Origin of the sequence: Solidesulfovibrio fructosivorans JJ], from assembly GCF_000179555.1 — a bacterium.
GTDB lineage: Bacteria > Desulfobacterota > Desulfovibrionia > Desulfovibrionales > Desulfovibrionaceae > Solidesulfovibrio > Solidesulfovibrio fructosivorans.
In genome coordinates, this window is sequence record NZ_AECZ01000010.1 from 82,242 (window position 1) to 101,606 (window position 19,365).

Genomic DNA, 19,365 nt, shown 5'->3' on the forward strand with positions numbered 1-19,365 from the left:
GAGGAGACATCCATGCCCCGCCCCGCCGTCATGCCCGTATTTTTCCTTCTTGCCGGCCTGCTGGCCCTTGACTGGTGCCTGACGCTCATCGCCGCGTTCGTGCCAGCCACTTCCTGGCTGCCGCCCACCCTGGCCATTGGCTGGACCGTTTTCGCCGTCTGCGCCGTCTGGTTCGCCTGCCGCCGCCTGCTGCCGTTGCTCCGGCGGCAAAAGAAAAACCAGGAAGCGCTGCTGCGCCTTGCCGCCGGGGATTTGCGCGGCTGCGTCGACCCCGAGGCGGACTGCCCGGCCGTAACGCGGCTGCGCACGTTTTGCATCAACGACCGCAACGCCGTGAACACCATCGCCGCCTATTCCCGGGAATTCGAACACCACTCCGACCAAGCATGCGCCATGGCCCAGGAAGCCAAGGCCGAGGCGTCCGGCATCGACGACGAGTCGCACCGGCTTTCGGGCGAGATGGAGGCCGTCAACGCGGCCGCCGGGGAAGTCGCCGGCCACATCGGCAGCATCGCCGCGGCCGTCACCCAGATGCGCCAAGCCAGCGACGACATCGCCGGTAACATGGAGCGAGCCCGGGACGCCGTCGACCGGGCCTCCCGGACGGCCCGGGAAAACGCCACGCGCATCGAATCCCTGGGCACACAGGCCTCAAGCGGCGTCGACGGTCTGCGACAGGTCACGACCTCCATCGAAAGCGTTCGTGACCGGGCCGTGGCCCTCAAACACGACATGGACGCCCTGGGACGCGACAGCAAATCCATCGGCGCGATCCTCGGCGTCATTGCCGACATCGCCGACCAGACGAACCTGCTCGCCCTAAACGCGGCCATCGAAGCGGCCCGCGCCGGCGAATCCGGGCGCGGCTTCGCGGTGGTGGCCGACGAAGTGCGCAAGCTTGCCGAAAAAACCATGGCCGCCACCAAGGATGTGGAGACGGCCATCCACTCCATCCAGACCATGGCCGGCAACAATCTGGCCGCCACGGAAAGCGCTGTCGCCGCCGTCGAGGACAGCATGCGCCTTGCGGAAGAGCAGATCGGCGAGACGGACGCGCTCATGGAGTCCATGATGGCGGTCAGCCGGGAAGTGGGCGGCATCACCGAAATCGTGGACGCCCTCAAAGATATGGTCTTCGCCAGCTCCAGCGCCGCCGCGCAACATTCCCAAGCCACGGCCGCAATCGCCCGGAACCTGGCCGCGACATCCGAGAAAGCGACGGACATGCGCGACCGGGCCAGAAGCGGGCATATAGCCGTGCAGGGCATCTCCGAAAGCGCGGCCACCGTTGCCCAATCGGTGGCCGATATGGCCGCCGGCGTCCTGCAGGTCAATTCCGCCGCCCGGGAGCTGACGCGGCTGACCGGCCATCTGGCCCGGGAGATCGAGGGGTTTCGACTGGGTGACGCGCCGTTTGACATCGCGGCCATCAAGACCGCCCATCTGGCCTGGCGGGCCCGCCTGGAAGCCGTGCTGCTGGGCCATGCGCGCCTGGAGGCCTCGGAAGTGGCCGATCACCACCAGTGCCAATTCGGCCGTTGGTACGACGACGAGGGACAAAGCAAATTCGGCGATGCCGCGACGTTTCAGGAAATCGGACAGCACCACGAGCGCGTGCACGCCCTGGCCAAGACCATCGCCGGCCTGGCCGGGCAAGGAAAAAACGAGGAAGCCGCGGCCCGCATGGACGCATTCGAGGACGCCCGGGTCAAGCTGTTTGACGCGCTCAACCGCCTCTACCTGGAAATGACGCGCTAGTTGCAGTGAAAGTTCCGAAAAGAAAAAACGCGAGAGGGGGAACCCATTTCAACGGGTTCCCCCTCTCGCATATTCCTCTCCAACCACGCCTAAGCGCGGCTCTTGACCCGCTGCACGGCGACCAGGGATTCGAGATTGAATTTTTTGACCCGGTAGCCCATCTGGCGCGGCGTGATGCCGAGTTCGCGGGCCGCCTTGTGCTGGATGCCGCCGCTGCGGCGCAGGGCGTCGATGATGACGGACTTCTCCAGGCTTTGCAGCGACGGAGAGCTTTCGCCGCCGAACTCGAGCTCCTGGCCGCCCTCTTCCCGGGGCTGGATGGTCAGGTAGGGCCGGATGAGGTCGGCGTCGATCCGCTCGTTCTCGGCCAAAATCACCAACCGTTCGACAAGGTTCTCCATTTCGCGGACATTGCCCGGCCAGTCGTATTGCTTGAGCACGGCCAGGGCCTCGGTGGAAAAGGTCAGCTTGCGGGCGTATTCCTTGGAGACCTTGTTGAGAAAATGGATGAGCAGGCTCGGGATGTCTTCCTTGCGGTCCCGAAGCGGCGGGGCGTTGAGCGGAAAAACGTTGAGCCGGTAGTAGAGATCGGGTCGGAAGGAACCCTCCTCGGCCAACGCGGCCAGATCCTTGTTGGTGGCGGCCAGGATGCGCACGTCCGCCTGCCGGGTTTTGTTGCTGCCCAGGCGCTCGAACTCCTTGTCCTGGAGCACGCGCAGCAGCTTGGCCTGGAGCCCGAGCGGCAGTTCGCCGATCTCGTCGAGAAAAAGCGTGCCCTTGTTGGCCTCTTCGAACCGGCCGGGCTTGGTCTGGTCCGCCCCGGTGAACGCACCCTTTTCATAGCCGAAGAGTTCCGATTCCAGCAGGGTTTCCGGAATCGAGGCGCAGTTGACCTTGATGAAGGGATAGTCTTTGCGCTCGGAAAGATCGTGGATGATGCGGCCGATAAGCGTCTTGCCGGTGCCGGACTCGCCAAGGAGCAGCACCGTGGCCCGGGTCGGGGCGACCTTTTCGATCTGGCGCTGCACTTCCTGCATGGCCAGACTCTTGCCGACGATATAGAGCCCCTGGGATTCCTGGGACAGCTTGTATTTGAGCGAGATGTTTTCCCGCTTGAGATTCTCGACCTTGGCCTCGTATTTCTGGTTGAGGCTCATGAACTGGGCAATGAGCGTGGCCACGACGGTCAAAAAGGCCACGTCCTCCCCGTAGTCCACTTCGTCGCCGAAAAGCCGGTCCACATTGAGCACGCCGATGGCCTGGCCGTGCAAAATGATCGGCACTCCGACAAAGGAGATCGTATGGCGCTCGATCTTGCGCGACTGTGTTTTATCCAGGAAAAGCGGCTCGTTGCGGATGTCCGGCACCACGTAGGGCTGGGCCGTCTGGAAAATGAGCCCGGTGACGCCCTCGTCGAGGCCGTACACGCCCCGCCGCTTTTCCTCGGTGGAAAGCCCCTGGGAAACGCTGATGACAAGCTTGCCCGTGGAGCGGTCGACCAGGGTGATGGTGGCGCGCTTCATGGAGAGCGTCTCGGCCAGGATGCGCAAAATATCCTGGAGGGACTGCTCGAGGTCGAGCGCCTTGTCGATAATGCCGCTTATGGCGGAAAGGCAGGAGAGCTGCAGATTTAGCGTTTTTGAAGCCATCGGGTAAGTTCCGCCATCTGTGCGGTCACGGATTCGGGACCCGTGCCGCCGGGTCCGTTACGTCTGGCCACGGCGGTTTCATACCGCAGGGCCTCGAAAACATCAGCCTCCATGGCCGGTGAAAACACACGCAATTCGTCAAGGGTCAATTCTTCGAGCGCCTTGCCCTTGGATTCGGCAAAGGCCACGGCATGGCCGGTGATGTGGTGGGCCTCCCGAAACGGAACACCCTTGGCCGCCAGATAATCCGCCAGCTCCGTGGCGTTGAGATAGCCCTGGGTCAGGGCTTCGCGCATACGTTCGGGACGAAAGGCCAGTGCGCCAAGCATCCCGGCCATGACCCGAAGCGAGGCCCGCACGGTGTCATCGGCGTCGAAAAACGGCTCCTTGTCTTCCTGCAAGTCCCGATTGTACGTCAGCGGCAACCCCTTGACAACTGTAAGCAGCCCCATAAGCGAGCCATACACCCGCCCCACCCGGCCGCGCATCAGTTCCGCCGCGTCGGGATTTTTTTTCTGCGGCATGATGCTCGATCCTGTGGCGTAGGCATCGGGCAGCGCAACATAGCCGAAACGCGGGTTGGCCCAGAGAATGATCTCCTCGCAAAAGCGACTCAGATGCGCCATGACCAGCGAGGCGCAAAAAAGGGGCTCCAGCACGAAATCGCGGTCCGAGACGGCGTCCATGCTGTTGGCGAAGGCCTGGGAGAAGCCCACCGTCCGGGCCACCATGCCCGGATCGAGGGGATAGGTGGTGCCGGCCAGGGCGGCCGCGCCAAGAGGCGACACCTTGACCCTTTTGAGCGCATCCTCGGCCCGCTCGCAGTCGCGCCGCAGCATCCAGGCATAGGCGAGCAGATGATGGGCGAGGCTCACGGGCTGGGCCGGCTGCATATGCGTGCAGCCCGGCAGCAACGTGTCCTTGTGCTCTCCGGCCCGGTCAAGGAAAACGCCGATCAGCTCCCGCAAAAGCTTTGTCCAGACATCCAGACTCTCGGCCACGTAGAGCCTGAAATCCAGCGCCACCTGGTCGTTGCGGCTGCGGCCGGTGTGCAGCTTGCCGCCAAGGGGGCCGATGAGTTCGGTCAGACGTTGCTCCACATTCATGTGCACGTCCTCGAACTCCCCCCGCCAGGGGAACCCGCCCACCTCGATCTCGTCCAGCACCTGATCCAGACCGGCCACGATGCGTTCGGCCTCGTCGCCGGTCAAAACGCCGCGCTTGGCCAACATCCGGGCATGGGCCTTGGAACCGGCAATATCCTGCCGGTACATGCGTCGGTCATAGGAAACCGACTCGCTGTACGCCTCCATCAAGGCCCCGGTTCCTTCGCCAAACCGCCCGCCCCACATTTTGGTGGACATGGTGTGTATCCTCCGGAGGAGGGGAAGAGGAACCGGGGGAGGGAACCCCTTTTTTGCAAAAAAAGGGGTTCCCTCCCCCGGACCCCCACCCTCCCCCAAAAACTCTCAACGGAGTTGTATAATCCCCTGGTCCTAACGTTCTTCCATGCGGCGCTTCGCCGCTGGCGCACCTTGTCGCCGCAATCCGTCCGGCGTCCCGCTTCCCCGCCATGGTCTCGCCCGACCAAAGCCGAAAAAGGGGGCCCGGGGGGCATCAAGCCCCCCGGCAGGTCCAGGGCAGAGCCCTGGCGGGGTCAGGGGCGGAGCCCCTGCGCTTCCCCCCTCCCCTACTTCCCGAGTCCGCGCAGGCGCAGGCCGACCAGTTTGATGAAGCCGGACGCGTCGGCCTGGTTGTAGATCTCGTCCTTTTCGAAAGTGGCGAGCTTGGGGTTGTAGAGGCTATTGGGCGACTTGCGGCCCACCGGATAGGCCTGACCCTTGTACAACTTGACGCGCACGGCACCGGTGACGCGGCTGGAAGCTTCGTCGATCATGGCTTGCAGGGCCTTGCGTTCCGGACCGTACCAGAAGCCGTTGTAGACCATCTCGGCATACTTGGGGATGAGCCCGTCGCGCAGATGCATGACCTCGCGGTCGAGGCAGATGCCTTCGAGGTCGCGCTTGGCGATATGGAGTATGGTGCCGCCCGGGGTCTCGTAGACGCCGCGCGACTTCATGCCGACAAAGCGGTTCTCGACCATGTCGATACGGCCGATGCCGTGTTTGCCGCCGAGCGTGTTGAGAAGCTTTATGAGCGAGGCCGGCGAGAGTCTCTCGCCGTCAACGGCCACCGGGTCGCCGTGCTCGAAATCGATGGTGACGACGTCCGGGGTGTCCGGGGCCTTCTCGACGGGCACGGTGAGGAGATAGGTGTCGGGGCCGGGCTCGTTCCAGGGGTCTTCCAGCTCGCCGCCCTCGAAGCTCAAGTGCAGCAGGTTGCGGTCCATGCTGTGGTCCGAGCCTTTCTTGTCCGAGGGTACGGGGATGCCGTTTTGCTTGGCGAAATTGATGAGGTCGGTGCGCGAAGCGAAGTCCCATTCACGCCAGGGGGCGATGGTGCGCAGATCGGGAGCCAGGACGCCGGTGGTCAGCTCGAAGCGGACCTGGTCGTTACCCTTGCCGGTCGCGCCGTGGGCCACGGCCTGGGCGCCTTCGGCCCGGGCCACATCGACCAGGCGCTTGGCGATAAGCGGCCGGGCGATGGAGGTGCCGAGCAGGTAGCGGCCTTCGTAGACGGCGCCGGCGCGCAGCATGGGGAAGATGAAATCCTTGGCGAATTCCTCGCGCAAGTCGTCGATGTAGGCCTTGGACGCGCCGGTGCGCAGGGCCTTTTCCTCCAGGCCGTCGAGTTCCTCTTCCTGGCCCAGGTCGCAGGTGACGGTAATGACTTCGCAGTCATACGTCTTCTTGATCCATTTGAGGATGACGGAGGTGTCGAGGCCGCCGGAATAGGCGAGCACGACTTTCTTGATGGCGCTCATGGCTCGTTCCTTTTGCGGGGTTATTTCCCCTTGGTGAAAATCCATTCGAGAATGGCTTTCTGGACATGGAGGCGGTTTTCGGCTTCGTCCCAGACCACGGAGTGCGGCCCTTCCATGACGGAATCGGTGATCTCCTCCCCGCGATGGGCGGGCAGGCAATGGAGCACCCTGACGTCGGGCTTGGCCAGGGCGACGAGGGCGTCGTTGATCTGAAATCCGGCGAAGGCCCTGGCCCGAATGGCCTGCTCCGATTCCTGGCCCATGGAGGCCCAGACGTCGGTATAGAGGTAGTCCGCGCCCTTGGCCGCTTCTGCGGGATCGTCGACCACCGCCACATCGGCCCCTTCTTCCCGGGCGCGGGCGACCACGGCGGGATCGGGCTGATAGCCCTTGGGCGCGGCCACGACCACGCGGAAGGGGAAGCGTGCGGCGGCGTTGATAAGGGAATGGGCAATATTGTTGCCGTCGCCGACAAAGGCCAAAGTGAGCCCTTCCAGGCCGCCGGAGTGCTCGCGCATGGTGAGCAGGTCGGCCATGATCTGGCAGGGATGGTATTCGTCGGACAGGGCGTTGACCACGGGGATGGAGCCGGCCGCGGCCAGTTCCTCCAGCTTGTGGTGCCCGAAGGTCCGTACGATCAGGCAGTCGGCGTAGCGGGACAGCACCCGGGCGGTATCGCGGATGGGTTCGTCGCGGCCGAGCTGGGAATCGTTTTGGGTCATGAAAATGGGCCAGCCGCCGAGATGCCGCACGGCGACCTCGAAGGAGACGCGGGTGCGGGTGGAGGCCTTTTCGAAGACGAGGATGCAGGTTTTGCCGTCGAGCAGGTCCGAGCGGTAATCGACGGCCTTCATGGCGGCGGCCCTGTCGAGCAGGGCGGCCGCCTCTTGCTTGGAGAAATCCAGAATGGTCAGGAAGTGTTGGGGCATGACGATATCCTTGCGACGCGACTTGCCGGAAATTGTAGAAAAGATAATATATAGTCTTATCCTGTGCATCTTGTAAAGGCCCATGGCGGCGCGCGGCCGTCCCGAATGCGTTGACCCGGCCGCCGTCAGGGTGGTAGCAAACTCCATGCTCATACATCCCATCCGTCGCCGGGCCAGCGATACGGCCTTGCGCGGAAACACGGGCCCGGCGGCCCATAATCCAGGCGGGAGGAGGCACTTATGAAGGCAATGCGCGCGGTGTGCCTGTTGGTTGGTTTCACGGCCCTTGTGGCCCTGTCCGGATGCGTGGTCGCGGCCGGCCCCACGGTGTACGTGCCGACGCCGCCGCCCGTTTGCCCGGACGGCTACTACTGGTCGCCGGGATACGGCTGCGTGGCCACACCTGTCGTGGTCGCCCCGAGCGTCGTCTACGCCCAGGTCAATACCCAGTATCTGAGCCTGCGGTCCTGCCCGACCACCAAGTGCGGCATCATGGCCTCGCTCGATCTCGGCGAGCAGGTCCAGGTGCTCTACCACCAGGGCGGTTGGACCCATGTTTTTGTCCCCGGCCGGGGGCTGGAAGGCTGGGTCGCCACCAAGTACCTCGATTAAAGCTTTTTTCGGACCATGCGGCGGGCGATCGGCCAGACCGCCCGCCGCCGACCCGCTCCCCGTCTGGACAAAGCGCCCCGCCGGCTCTATAGTTGACCGGATGCGACATTTCCCGCCGACAGCCGCACGCCGGCACATCCTCTGGTTATACGAACGCCTCTTTACCGCCGCAACGCCGGTTCGGGCCGCCGCCTTCCATCACGCCCCGACCCCGCCCGCAAACGAGAATGCCCGGGCCTAAGCCGACCGATGGCTTGCGGCGAATCCCCCATTCCTCCTAACTCCCGAGCACAGTCAAGGCCCATGAGCTGGAAAAAAGCCTGCCTGATTTTTTATATCGCCGTGGTGGTGACGGCCATGGCCAACATTGAAAAGGTGTCGGTGTGGGTCGATGAGCGGCTGGCCGACGGCCCCGCCCCCGGTGTGGCCCGCGAAGTGCGGCACGTGCGCAACCTCTGGCGCGAAACCGGCCTCGCCGCCGTCTCCCGGAAAATGGACTGTGACCTGGCTCCTTATTTCGACGAGACCTACAAGAACACCCTGGCGTGTCGGGACGCGCCGGCCACGGCCAAGGCGGCCCAGGCCCTGCATGACCGCCTGGACCCCAACCAGCCGGTGCTCAAGGGCGATATAGCCGTGGATACGACCGGCTTGCTGGCCGCCCTGGCTCCGCCCCATCCTCTGGGAACGGGCGATGAAGAGGCCACCGCCCCCGTTGCGGGCGCACCCGCAACGGAACACCAGGAAGGCCCCAAACTGACGGCCGCCAAGTTGCAAGCCCCGCATCGCATGCTGGTGGTGGGCGATTCCCTGGCCATCGGCCTATCCCTGTCCCTTCGCCGGTCCGTGGCCGAACTCGACGGCGTGCAGCTTTTCGAGGAAGGCAAGGTTTCGAGCGGCCTGGCCAATCCCAAGTATTACGACTGGGGCAGGGCGCTGCGCGTCTTCCTCGACAAATACGATCCCGACGTCGTGGTCGTCATGATGGGGGCCAACGACGCCAAGTACATCAACGTCAACGAAAAACCCCGCCCCCCCGGAAGCACCAACAAGACCTGGCCCGAGGTCTTCGCCATGCGCCTGGAAAACCTTCTTGGCGCCCTGCAGGACAAAGGCATCCGCAATTACTGGATCGGGCTGCCCATCATGGGCGATCCGGCCTTTGCCAAGCAGGCCCAGGTCATGAACGAGATTCTCAAGACGGAATGCGCCAAATACTCCACCAGTCGCTTCCTCGAAACCTGGAATCTGCTCACCGACGCCCAGGGCAATTATTCGACGTTTCTGCCCAATGAAAAAGGCGTCAAGATCAAGGTCCGGGCCAACGACAAGATACATTTCACCGTGGCCGGGGGCGACATCCTGGCTCAATCCTTCCTGGCCTCCCTGGCCAAGGACATGGAACTGCGGCCCAAGAAATCCGATGCGACCAATACGACGGCTTCCAACAAGCCATGATCTCCGCACCAAGGCGCCAAACGCCGGCCTAGCCCGCGCCCGACACGTCGGGACGGAGCGCGTTCTCCCGCTGCTTTTGGCCTGTGCCCTGTGTCTGACGGCCGTCTCCTGCAAAGGCGAGAGCGGCGAGACGACCCAACCCGACGGCCAGCTTACCCCGTCGGACCTTTTTTCCCGTCGCGCCCCCAAGCCGCCCCACGCCAAGCCCCTGCGCGTGCTCGCCGTCGGCGATTCGCTCTCCATAAGCCTTGGCGAGCAGATGGAGCATGCCCTCGCCGGCGCGACGGGCATCGACTTCACCCGCGACGGCACGCGTTCGACCGGGCTGACCAGACCCGAACTTCTCGACTGGCCGGCCAGGCTGCGCGAACGCGTCGCCGGCGACGATCCGCCGGATGTCGTGGTCATCATGATCGGGGCCAACGACGTCATGCCCGTGGATGGGCCGGACGGCAGCCGCGTCTTCTTCGACAATCCCGACTGGCCCAAGGCCTATGCCGCCAAGGCGCGCGAGATGGTGGCCATCTGCCGCGCGGCCAATCCGAACGTCCGGGTCTACTGGGTGGGTGTGCCGGCCATGGGCGAGACGGAGCTGGCCAAGGGCGTCGGGCAAGTCAACACAGCGCTCGCGGCCATGTGCGCCGCCGCGCCTGGCTGTCGCTTCATCGACACCCAGGCCGCCTTCAGCGATCCCGACGGCCATTACAGCCGCCATGGCCGCGACGGCGCAACCGGCGAGCACCTGACCCTGCGCACGGCCGATGGCGTGCATATGACGGAATCCGGGGCCAAGCTTCTCGGCGGCGTCGTTCTGGCCGGCATCGCCAAGCGGGAGCACCTGCCCCCCATCGCCGGCGTGGACGAACTGCGCGCCTACGCCCGGGACGTACACCCCATCCCCGACCAGATCGTCGCCGCGCCCCAGGAGACAAAGCCCCCAAAGAGCAAGGCCAGGCCGTCGGGCAAGGTCTATACGGTAAAAAAAGGGGACACCATCCGCGTCATCGCCCGCCGCATGGGGATCTCCGCCGACGATCTCATGGCGATCAATCCCAACGTGGAGGCGACCCGCCTGTCGCTCGGGCAGGCCTTGCGCCTCCCGGTCAAACACAGACAGTAGTCCCTTATTTAGGTCGCCATCTTGCCCCGGGCCCGCAGCAGCGCCGCGACCAGGGCATTCTGATCCACGGGCTTGGACACGTAGTCGTCCATGCCCGCGGCCAGCAGGTTTTCCCTGTCCCCGGCCATGGCATGGGCCGTCATGGCGATGATTGGGACGGGCTCTCGCCCCGCTTCCCGGTTCCGCTCCCGGATGCGCGCCATAGCTTGGACCCCGTCGAGAACCGGCATGCCCACGTCCATGAAAATACAGTCGGGTTGGACGGTCAGCGCGAGGTCCACGGCTTCACGACCGTTATGGGCCACGGTCACGACATGACCGAGTTTTTCCAACATGCGGCTTATGGCCATGGCGTTTATGGCGTCGTCCTCGGCCACCAGAATGCGCATGTCGGCGGCGGCTCCCGATGCGGCGTCAGCCGCAAGGGCCGCCCGCTCTTTTTGATGTTGCGGTTGCGGACGGATGAGCGGCAAAGCACACACACAACGCGTCCCCCGGCCGACCTCGCTTTCCACGCTGATGGTCCCCTGCATGAGGTCGAGCAGGCGGCGCACGATGGCAAGACCGAGTCCCGCCCCCTGAAAACGCCTGGAAAATGACCGCTCCACCTGGTGAAAGGCTTCGAAAATCCGTTCCAGTTCCGGTGCCGGGATGCCGACCCCGGTATCGGTCACGGCAAAAAACAGGCTCCCGCAGCCCGAGGCGTCGACCGGCCCGGCCCAGACCTCCAGGCGAACGCCGCCGGTCTTGGTGAACTTCACGGCATTGCCGACCAGATTGTAGAGAATCTGGCGCACCCTGCCCTCGTCGCCGAAAAGAATCTCGGGGACGCCCGGGGCGACTTCCGTGCCCCAGTCGATTCCCGCCTCGAGGCAGGCCGGCATGAAGGCGGCCGCCACCGCGGACAGAAGGTCCGCCAACCGGAACGGTTCGGGGAGCAAGGTGAGCTTGCCGGATTCCACTCGGGACAGGTCGAGGATATCGCCCAGAAGACGCGTCAGCCGGCGGCAGGAAACCAGGGCGGCGCGCACGTATTCGCGCTGTTCGGGCGTCAGGCTGGTCGCGGCGAGCAGTTGGGTCATCCCTTGAATGCCGTTTAAGGGTGTGCGGAGTTCATGGCTCATGTTGGCCAGAAATTCGCTTTTGACCCGGCTGGCGCGCTCCGCCGCCTCCTTGGCCGAAAGCAACGCCGCCGCATCGCGTCGTCTGGCCACCATTCGCCATACGGCATCCATGAAAAGAGAGGTTATGCGGATGTCGGAAGCGTCGTAGGGTTTGCGCTTGCCGGCAACGACCAGCATTGCCGCCACTTCCTTGTCCGATACGATGGGCACGCACAGGGTCTCCCCGTCTTGGCCCCCCGGTCCGCCATCAAGGACAATGGGCCGGCGGCCTGTCAGCGCCTCGGACCATTGTTCCGGAACTTGCCGCTCAAACGGTCCGCCCGGCCAATGGCGCAGGCATTGACCGTCACAGGCCTCGGCCACGCGCGACAACCGGCCGTCCGCCCCGTCCTCGACAAACATGCAGCCGAAAAGGCTCCCCGTCAGCCGCCTGGCCTCTTCCACGGCATGGACGAGCAGTTCGTCGAGGCCGGCCGCCTCCATCTGGGTGACGGCGAAAAGGCTTTGCATTCGGGCTTCGCTTAGGCGCAGGCGCTCCTCGTCGCGCTTGCGCTCGGTGATGTCGTGGAAAAAGACCAGGGAACCTTCCTTGCCGTCCCACTCGACGGGAACCGCCGCCACTTCGGCCAGAAACGCGCCCCCGTCCATGCGCAGCATGTTTTCCTCGATCATGGGCACGGCGCGGTGGAGAACGTCGGTTTCATGCATGCGCGCGCGCACCATGGCCCGGTCTTCGGGGGCAATGCGCTCCAACACCGGGCTGCCGACCAAAGCCCCGGGCGTATCCACGTCCAGCAAGCTGCGGGCATGGGGATTGACGTAGGCGAAAAGCCCCCCGGTCTGGACGAAAACACCGCTTGGGGCATGCTCCACGAGTTGGCGAAACCGCTTCTCGCTTTCGATCAGTCGACGCTGGGCCTCCAGGCGATCCGTCACATCAATGACCACGGAATACAGCAATTCCCGGCCCATGAGGCGAATCGGCCCGGCATTAACCTCGACCTCCCGGATGCGGCCGTCGGCCAAACGATGGCGGAAACTGAAGGTGGTGACACGCCGATTCCTCGCGTTCACCATGGCGGCGCGCACGGCAGCGGGCGGCAGCGTGTTGATGTCGCGCATCCGTTTTTGCCGGATCTCCTCGCGGGTCCAGCCGTAATAGGCGCAGGCCGAGGGATTGGCGTCGACCACGGCGCCATCCTCGGGATCGATCAGCAACATGACGGCGTGGCTATTTTCAAAAAGGCTCTGGTAGCGCGACTCGCTTTCGGAAAGCCGCATGACAAGCTGGTTTCGGGCCAGCCGCCTGACCAGCAAAAGCCCCAGGGCCGCCGTGGCTACGGGGTAAACGGCAAACACCGGCAGGGCGATGCGACGCAGCGTCATCAGGGCATAGTCGCCCGGCAACAGCAGCATGCAGGCCAGCATGGCCGCATGGACGGCCACACCGAAAAGATAGAGTTCGCCAAGGGTTATCGTGGCCAGCCGGTCCTTGCGCCAGCGCCGCCAGAGCAACCCGATCAGACTCGAGACAACGCTGACGGCAACGCCGACATACATGCCGACGCCGCCTTGGGCCAAACGCAGGCCGGCCACCATCACCGTGGCCACGACCGTGGGCATAAGCCCGAAAAAAAGCCCGGCCACGCCGAGCAAAATGGAACGGGTATCGAAGAAAAGCCCCGGCTCCAGCTCCCATGGGTTGAGCATCACGGCCATGGCGATGCCGCCCAGGCAAATCGCCGTCAGCACGCGCCTTGGACCGGAAGGATGGGGTCCTTCGCCCCTGGTGAACGAATCGTAAAGAAAGGCGAGCGCCAGCAGCAGCGCCGCGTTGTTGACAAGACCAAGGAGCATGGTCTTTGGGAACAAATTCATGGATGCTCCTTGCCGGGGCATGAAGGATGTCCACCCGATTGCTGCGCCTGCCTGACGCGGGAGGCCCACATGCGCCGTGCGCCCGCAAGCGGCTTTTCGCCATGCCGTTACGCCCGTGCCGTGTCTCCCCGGGGCATTTTGTCTGGAGAGGCATTTCAAGGCCCCCGAAAGGAAAATCCCCTTAAAATATGCTCGGATTTCTTCCGGGATGCAACAAGGGCATGGCTTGCGCGGGGAGAAAGCGCCCCCCTTTTGCCGGCAGACGGGGCGACAAAAAACGCCCGCCAAGCCCCCCAGACGGGCGAAACGGCGTGGCCGGCATCGCGACCCGGCCGCGGCAAAAGGGCCTAATCATCACCGTATTTCTTGAGCTTTTTATGCAGGGTCGCCCGGGTGATACCGAGCACGCGGGCCGTCTCGCTCTTGTTCCCGCCGCAGGATTCGAGGGTGGCCAGAATGACCTCGCGCTCCACATCGTCGAGGGCGCGTCCGGTAAGCCCACCCACATCGCCAGCGCCCGCCCCGGCGTCCGCCTTTGTCCCGATGGGATCGCAAAGGGGCAGCTCGCGCTCGGAAACATACTCGCCGACGGACAAAATCACCGCGCGCTCCACGGCGTTTTCCAGCTCGCGCACGTTGCCGGGCCAGGGGCAATGGATGAGATTGTCCATGGCGGAAGGGGTGAACCCTTTGATGCGCTTACGGTTTTTCTCGGCGAAACGGGCCAGGAAAAACTGGGCCAGGAGCGGGATGTCCTCGGCGCGTTCGCGCAGGGGCGGCACGGTTATGCTCACGACATTGAGCCGGTAATAAAGGTCCTCGCGAAACCGCCCCTCCTCCACCTCTTTTTTGAGGTCGCGGTTGGTGGCGGCCAGGATGCGCACGTCCACGCCCACCGGCTTGTCGCCGCCCACGCGCTGGATCTCGCGTTCCTGGATCACGCGCAGCAGCTTGGCCTGGATGGGCTGGGCGATCTCCCCGATCTCGTCGAGGAAGATGGAGCCCTTGTTGGCGGCCAGGAACCGTCCTTCCCGGCGGCGCTCGGCCCCGGTGAAAGCGCCTTTCTCGTGGCCGAACAGCTCGGACTCGAGAAGCGTCTCGCTTAAAGCCGCGCAATTGACGGCCACCAGCGGCCCCGAGGCCCGGGGGCTGCCGGCGTGGATGGCCTTGGCCACAAGCTCCTTGCCCGTGCCGGATTCCCCGGTAATGAGCACCGTGGCCTCGGTGGGGGCGACCAGGCCGATCATGTTGAACAGATCGCGCATGGCCTTGGACTTGCCGATGATTTCCTGCCCCCCGGCCGAAGGGCCGAGCTGTTCGCGAAGCGAGGCGTTCTCCGCCGCCAGACGCATGTGGTCCAGCGCCCGCTCGAGGGTCAGGCGCAACACGTCGAGGTCAAGCGGCTTGGTCAGGTAGTCGTAGGCTCCGGTCTTGAGCGCCGCGATGGCCGTCTCGACCGAGGAGTAGGCCGTCATGATGATGACCGGCACCGAAGGGTTGTACTCCTTGATGCGCGAAAGGGCCTCCATGCCGCCCATGCCGGCCATGCGCACGTCGAGCAGCACGGCGTCGTAGGCTTTCTCCCGGACCATGGCCACGGCCTGCTCGCCGTCGGACGCCCCCTGGGGGACGAAACCCCAACCGGAAAGCACCGTGCGCAGCATGGACAGGTGCCCGGCGTCGTCGTCAACCACAAGTATTTGCGCCTTATTCATGATGCTCCGTCTTCGTCCGCCGAAAGTCGGACGGCAGGTACACCGTGGCCACGGTGCCGCCTTCCGGCCGCGCGGCCAGGACGATTTCGCCGCCGTGGGCCGCCACGATCTTGTGGGCGATGGGCAGACCCAGTCCGGTCCCATGCGGCTTGGTGGTGTAATACGGGTCGAAAATCCGGTCGCGCTCCATATCGTCGATGCCGCCGCCGGTATCGGCCACGGACAGAAACGCCCGTCCGTCAGGGGCGGTACCCGTGGCCAAGGTCATGACGCCGCCGGCCTGCATGGCCTGGATGGCATTGAGGCACAAATTGAGCAGCGCCTGGGTGAGCCTGTCCGGATCGGCCAAGATTTCCGGGCCTTCGACCGCGCCGGCAATGTCCACGGACACGCCCCGGGCCGTGGCGTCCGGCAGGGTCAGCCGGGCGGCGTGGGACGCCAGCTCGGACAGGCGCACAGGCCGGCGCTTGATGTCCGAGGGGCGGGCGAATTCGATCAGTTCGGAAATGACGCGGTTTAAGCGGTCCACCTCGCGGACCATGACCTCGGCCGCCTGCCGGTCCTCGCTGCCCGGGGCGAACTTGGCCCCGAAATAGGCGGCGTAGCCCCGGATGGAGCTCAAGGGATTGCGGATCTCGTGGGCCACTCCGGCGGCAAGGTTGCCGACGGCGGCCAGCTTCTCCCGCCGCCGGATCTCGGCCTCCAGGCGGCGCATCTCGCGTAGGTCGCGCAGGACGACCAGCGACCCCACCGGAGTCCCCTCCTCGGTGCGCACGGCGGAAACCGCAACGCCAAGGGCAATGGGCCCGCCGCCGCCGACAATCACGTCCATCTGGCGTTCGCCGCCCTCCTCGTTTTCCAGGATATCGGGCGGCAGCACCTCGCCGACCGGCCGGCCGACGAGATCCCCGGAAGCAACGCCAGCCAGGCTTTCGGCCGCGCCGTTGGCCATGGCCACCCGGCCGTCCGGAGCCACGAGCAACAGCCCCGCCGGCATGGCGGCCACCACTTCCGAAGCCAGGGCCGTGGTCTGGCGCAAAGCCCGGCGCTGTGCGCGGTAGCTTTGGGCCCAGAAAAGGGCCAATACGCCGCCAAGTCCGAGCACCAGCAGCACGCCGGCCGTGGTCAGGGTGTTTTGCAGATCGACCCGGCGGGCGGCCTCGATGGGGGCGACGTCGAGGCCCACGAATATGATGAGCGGCATGCCGCGCAAGTCGCGCCGGCCTCCGGGAACGTCGCAGTCGTCGGTGCAGAAAAAACCAGGGTTGTGCATGGAGGAATGATTGCCGTGAAAGCCGTGGAGTCCCCTCCCGCCTCCCCGCGCCGAGGGAATGAAACGCCGGTAGACCAAAAAGGACTCGCGTCCATCGTCCTCTTTGGCCAGTCGCCATTTTTCCGTGGCGTCCGGAGCCAGCTCCCGCATGGCTTTGGGGCTGAAAAGCTGGTCGCCGATGCGCGCGGCGTTGTTGTGGGCCAGAATGCGTCCGTCGGTATCCGTGACGGCGATATAGAAGATGCCGGGCTGGTTGGCCGTTTCCTCGATCAGGTGCTGGAGGCGGATATTGGCTCCGAACCCGCCGCGCATGCCGGTGCGGGTTCCGGCTTCGAAGGCCTTGATCAGGGCCGCGCCTTTTTCCAGCAGCAGCTGGGTGACGTATTGCTTTTCCCGGCCCAGGTCGATGACGGCCATGGCGATGACGACCGCCGCCAGGATCGCGGCCGCACCAATGACCAGCAAGGGCGACGACGCCCCGCGAAAGGGATTTTTTCTGAAAAACGCAAGCGCGCGTTTCCCGCGAGTGGACAATCTATTTTGCATAAAAATCATGCATGTCGATTAAATTTTATACACCAAAGAACCGTATCTGTCCAGAAAGGCGACGGTCCAGAGAGGAAAGGGCCCGCCGGAGCCACGGTTGCATGGAACATTCCAGGGATCATGACGATGGTCACCGTCAGGGCTGTCCGAAATCGTCACAAAACGCAGCGGATAAATTTGACAAGCCGTCACTCGCCGCCGTAGGAAATTTGGGAAATCATCAGCAAGCGTCTTCTGTGGAACAATCCGGCAAGGGGGTGTATTTCATGCGGAATTTGAAGCTCGGGGTCAAACTCATCGGAAGCTTCCTTCTCAGCGCCGCCATCACGCTCGTTGTCGGGCTGGTAGGGCTGGCGGGACTCTCGGCTGTTTCTCATCAATTAAGCACGGTAACAGACGTCAACATGCCGGCCGTGCGTGACCTGCAGCTCATAAAAATCGCCGGCGAATCCGTCCGCGTGGCCCAGCGGACCATGCTCGTGCCCGGCCTGCCCGAAGAGGACCGAAAACGCCAGTACGACAACGTCGCCCGTGTCCGCGACAGCTACCATGAAGCCTGGAACGAATACGAGAAGCTGCCCAAATCCGATGCGGCCAAGCGCCTCTGGCAAGAATTCGTGCCAGCCTGGCAGGAATGGGTCAAAATCAACAACGAAACCTTTGCCGCGGCCAAGGAATGGGATAAATCCGATCTCAAGGATCCCGGCGCGTTAAGCGGCAAGATCGCCAAGTTCCGGGGCGACCACTACAAGCTTTTGGCCAACGCCTGGGCCCTGGCCCTTTCCGGTACGCCCTTTTCCGGCGGGGATGACGCCACGGCTTGCACCTTTGGCCAATGGAGCAACAGCGAAGGCCGCGATATCAAGAACGCCGTCTTTCGGAAAAGCCTGACCGCAATCCAGCCCGTCCACGAGGCGCTGCACAAGGCCGTGGCCAAGCTCAAGGAGCTGGCCGCCCAAAAAGCCCCGCGCGAAGAACAGATCGCCCTCATACAGCACGAAATCGAACCGGCTGTGGAAAAGACCATGCGCCAGTTTGCCGCAATGGCCGACGAAGTGGCCCGCATCGCGGAGGTCTATGCCAAGATGCGCCAGCAGGCCATGGTCACCACACGGGTTAAGCAGATCCGCTGCTTCAAGCTCCTCGACGAACTCATAGCCGACTCCCTGGCCGCCGCCCAGAAAGGCAAGACGGACGGCGAGAAAGCCGCTTCCCGGGCGATGGTCATGTCGGCTTCGGGCATCGGCGTCGGCGTGCTCTTGGCCGTGGTGCTCGGACTCGTCATTGCCCGCATGATCGCCAAACCCATTTTGCTCGGGGTCAAGGCGGCCGAGGGGCTGGCGGCCGGCGACCTCAACCAGACCATCGACCTCGACCAGAAGGATGAGATCGGCGCTTTGGCGGCGGCGCTGCGCCACATGATCGCCAAACTGCGCGATGTCGTGGGACAGGTCCAGGCCGGGGCGGAAAATGTGGCCTCGGGCTCGGAGGAGCTTTCGGCCACGACCCAGAGCCTGTCGCAAGGCGCGACGGAACAGGCGGCCAGCGTCGAGGAAATCTCCTCGTCCATGGAAGAGATGGCCGCCAACATCCGCCAGAACGCCGATAACGCCAAGCAGACCGAGCAGATGGCGCTCAAGACGGCCAAGGATACCGAAAGCGGCGGCCAAGCCGTGGCCCAGACGGTTTCGGCCATGAAGCAGATCGCGGAAAAAATCGGCATTATCGAGGAAATCGCCCGCCAGACCAACCTGCTGGCCCTTAACGCCGCCATCGAGGCGGCAAGAGCCGGAGAGCACGGCAAGGGATTCGCCGTGGTGGCGGCCGAAGTCAGAAAGCTCGCTGAACGCAGCGGCAACGCCGCAGGCGAGATCAGCGAACTGTCCTCCTCGAGCGTGAAAATCGCCCAAAACGCCGGGGAGCTGCTGGCCCGCATCGTGCCGGACATCCAGCGCACGACCGAACTCATCCAGGAAATCGCGGCCTCGAGCGTGGAGCAAAACGCCGGTGCCGAACAGGTCAATAGGGCCATCCAGCAGCTCGACCAAGTGGTGCAGCAAAACGCCTCGGCCTCTGAGGAAATGGCCTCCACCGCCGAAGAACTTTCGGGACAGGCCCTTCAGCTCCAGGAGACCGTCTCCTACTTCCGCCTGGACACGGTGCACCAAGTGCGCCGCGCCGCGCCCAAAGCCCTGGCCGCCGCCAAGCCCGCCAGCCCGGCCGCGCCGGCGGCGAAGCCAGCAAAAACGGCGGTAAAGCCCCAGGCCAATGGCACAAGCGGCGTCTCGCTCAATCTGTCGAGCGAAACGTCGGACGACGATTTCGAACGGTTTTAGAAAGAGAAAGGCCATGCGAGAGGGGAAACTCTTTAAAAAAGAGTTTCCCCTCTCGCACACTCCCCTTCCTAAACTTTTTTAAA

The 19,365-nt window shown here is 64.3% G+C and carries 12 protein-coding genes; 5 read left to right on the top strand and 7 right to left on the bottom strand.

The window, feature by feature from the left end; all coding sequences use genetic code 11:
* The first annotated feature begins 12 nt into the window (after positions 1–12).
* Positions 13–1,758, top strand: coding sequence for a methyl-accepting chemotaxis protein (locus DESFRDRAFT_RS23105; protein WP_005993217.1), 1,746 nt, complete (start codon positions 13–15; stop codon positions 1,756–1,758).
* A gap of 89 nt (positions 1,759–1,847) precedes the next feature.
* On the opposite strand, the gene DESFRDRAFT_RS09075 is transcribed toward DESFRDRAFT_RS23105, so the two are convergent.
* The 4 genes from DESFRDRAFT_RS09075 to argF form a co-directional block, all read right to left on the bottom strand.
* A complete protein-coding gene (locus DESFRDRAFT_RS09075; protein WP_005993218.1) occupies positions 1,848–3,407 on the bottom strand; it encodes a sigma-54-dependent Fis family transcriptional regulator in 1,560 nt (519 codons plus the stop codon).
* Entirely contained in the window at positions 3,389–4,771 is a 1,383-nt protein-coding gene (gene argH / locus DESFRDRAFT_RS09080) for an argininosuccinate lyase (protein WP_005993220.1), read from the bottom strand. The genes DESFRDRAFT_RS09075 and argH overlap by 19 nt, the downstream gene beginning before the upstream one ends.
* A gap of 326 nt (positions 4,772–5,097) precedes the next feature.
* Positions 5,098–6,291, bottom strand: coding sequence for an argininosuccinate synthase (locus DESFRDRAFT_RS09085; protein ID WP_005993222.1), 1,194 nt, complete (start codon positions 6,289–6,291; stop codon positions 5,098–5,100).
* Between the two features lie 20 nt (positions 6,292–6,311).
* On the bottom strand, positions 6,312–7,220 hold the full coding sequence (gene argF, locus DESFRDRAFT_RS09090; RefSeq protein ID WP_043794354.1) for an ornithine carbamoyltransferase: 909 nt from the start codon (positions 7,218–7,220) through the stop codon (positions 6,312–6,314).
* Between the two features lie 240 nt (positions 7,221–7,460).
* On the opposite strand from argF, the gene DESFRDRAFT_RS09095 reads away from it, so the two are divergent.
* From DESFRDRAFT_RS09095 to DESFRDRAFT_RS09105, 3 genes are all read left to right on the top strand, one after another.
* On the top strand, positions 7,461–7,832 hold the full coding sequence (locus DESFRDRAFT_RS09095) for an SH3 domain-containing protein (RefSeq protein WP_005993226.1): 372 nt from the start codon (positions 7,461–7,463) through the stop codon (positions 7,830–7,832).
* A 303-nt stretch (positions 7,833–8,135) separates the two neighbouring features.
* Entirely contained in the window at positions 8,136–9,290 is a 1,155-nt protein-coding gene (locus tag DESFRDRAFT_RS09100) for an SGNH/GDSL hydrolase family protein (RefSeq protein WP_005993227.1), read from the top strand.
* Positions 9,256–10,410, top strand: coding sequence for a DUF459 domain-containing protein (locus tag DESFRDRAFT_RS09105; RefSeq protein ID WP_005993229.1), 1,155 nt, complete (start codon positions 9,256–9,258; stop codon positions 10,408–10,410). The genes DESFRDRAFT_RS09100 and DESFRDRAFT_RS09105 overlap by 35 nt, the downstream gene beginning before the upstream one ends.
* 8 nt (positions 10,411–10,418) lie before the next feature.
* Here DESFRDRAFT_RS09105 and DESFRDRAFT_RS20725 read toward each other — a convergent pair whose 3' ends face one another.
* The 3 genes from DESFRDRAFT_RS20725 to DESFRDRAFT_RS09120 form a co-directional block, all read right to left on the bottom strand.
* On the bottom strand, positions 10,419–13,412 hold the full coding sequence (locus DESFRDRAFT_RS20725) for a PAS domain S-box protein (protein ID WP_005993232.1): 2,994 nt from the start codon (positions 13,410–13,412) through the stop codon (positions 10,419–10,421).
* Positions 13,413–13,759: 347 nt separating this feature from the next.
* Positions 13,760–15,127: a sigma-54-dependent transcriptional regulator gene (locus DESFRDRAFT_RS09115; protein ID WP_005993234.1), complete on the bottom strand. Its 1,368-nt coding sequence runs from the start codon at positions 15,125–15,127 to the stop codon at positions 13,760–13,762.
* Positions 15,120–16,865 (bottom strand): PAS domain-containing sensor histidine kinase, encoded by a 1,746-nt coding sequence (locus DESFRDRAFT_RS09120; protein WP_233489590.1) that lies wholly within the window; start codon positions 16,863–16,865, stop codon positions 15,120–15,122. The genes DESFRDRAFT_RS09115 and DESFRDRAFT_RS09120 overlap by 8 nt, the downstream gene beginning before the upstream one ends.
* A 347-nt stretch (positions 16,866–17,212) precedes the next feature.
* On the opposite strand from DESFRDRAFT_RS09120, the gene DESFRDRAFT_RS09125 reads away from it, so the two are divergent.
* Positions 17,213–19,282 (top strand): HAMP domain-containing methyl-accepting chemotaxis protein, encoded by a 2,070-nt coding sequence (locus DESFRDRAFT_RS09125; RefSeq protein ID WP_005993237.1) that lies wholly within the window; start codon positions 17,213–17,215, stop codon positions 19,280–19,282.
* Positions 19,283–19,365 lie beyond the last annotated feature (83 nt).

Excerpts from the sequence above, each read along its gene's own strand:
- DESFRDRAFT_RS23105 (WP_005993217.1), top strand. The coding sequence starts at position 13 with ATGCCCCGCCCCGCCGTCATGCCCGTATTTTTCCTTCTTGCCGGCCTG.
- DESFRDRAFT_RS09075 (WP_005993218.1), bottom strand. The coding sequence starts at position 3,407 with ATGGCTTCAAAAACGCTAAATCTGCAGCTCTCCTGCCTTTCCGCCATA.
- argH (WP_005993220.1), bottom strand. The coding sequence starts at position 4,771 with ATGTCCACCAAAATGTGGGGCGGGCGGTTTGGCGAAGGAACCGGGGCC.
- DESFRDRAFT_RS09085 (WP_005993222.1), bottom strand. The coding sequence starts at position 6,291 with ATGAGCGCCATCAAGAAAGTCGTGCTCGCCTATTCCGGCGGCCTCGAC.
- argF (WP_043794354.1), bottom strand. The coding sequence starts at position 7,220 with ATGCCCCAACACTTCCTGACCATTCTGGATTTCTCCAAGCAAGAGGCG.
- DESFRDRAFT_RS09095 (WP_005993226.1), top strand. The coding sequence starts at position 7,461 with ATGAAGGCAATGCGCGCGGTGTGCCTGTTGGTTGGTTTCACGGCCCTT.
- DESFRDRAFT_RS09100 (WP_005993227.1), top strand. The coding sequence starts at position 8,136 with ATGAGCTGGAAAAAAGCCTGCCTGATTTTTTATATCGCCGTGGTGGTG.
- DESFRDRAFT_RS09105 (WP_005993229.1), top strand. The coding sequence starts at position 9,256 with ATGCGACCAATACGACGGCTTCCAACAAGCCATGATCTCCGCACCAAG.
- DESFRDRAFT_RS20725 (WP_005993232.1), bottom strand. The coding sequence starts at position 13,412 with ATGAATTTGTTCCCAAAGACCATGCTCCTTGGTCTTGTCAACAACGCG.
- DESFRDRAFT_RS09115 (WP_005993234.1), bottom strand. The coding sequence starts at position 15,127 with ATGAATAAGGCGCAAATACTTGTGGTTGACGACGACGCCGGGCACCTG.
- DESFRDRAFT_RS09125 (WP_005993237.1), top strand. The coding sequence starts at position 17,213 with ATGCGGAATTTGAAGCTCGGGGTCAAACTCATCGGAAGCTTCCTTCTC.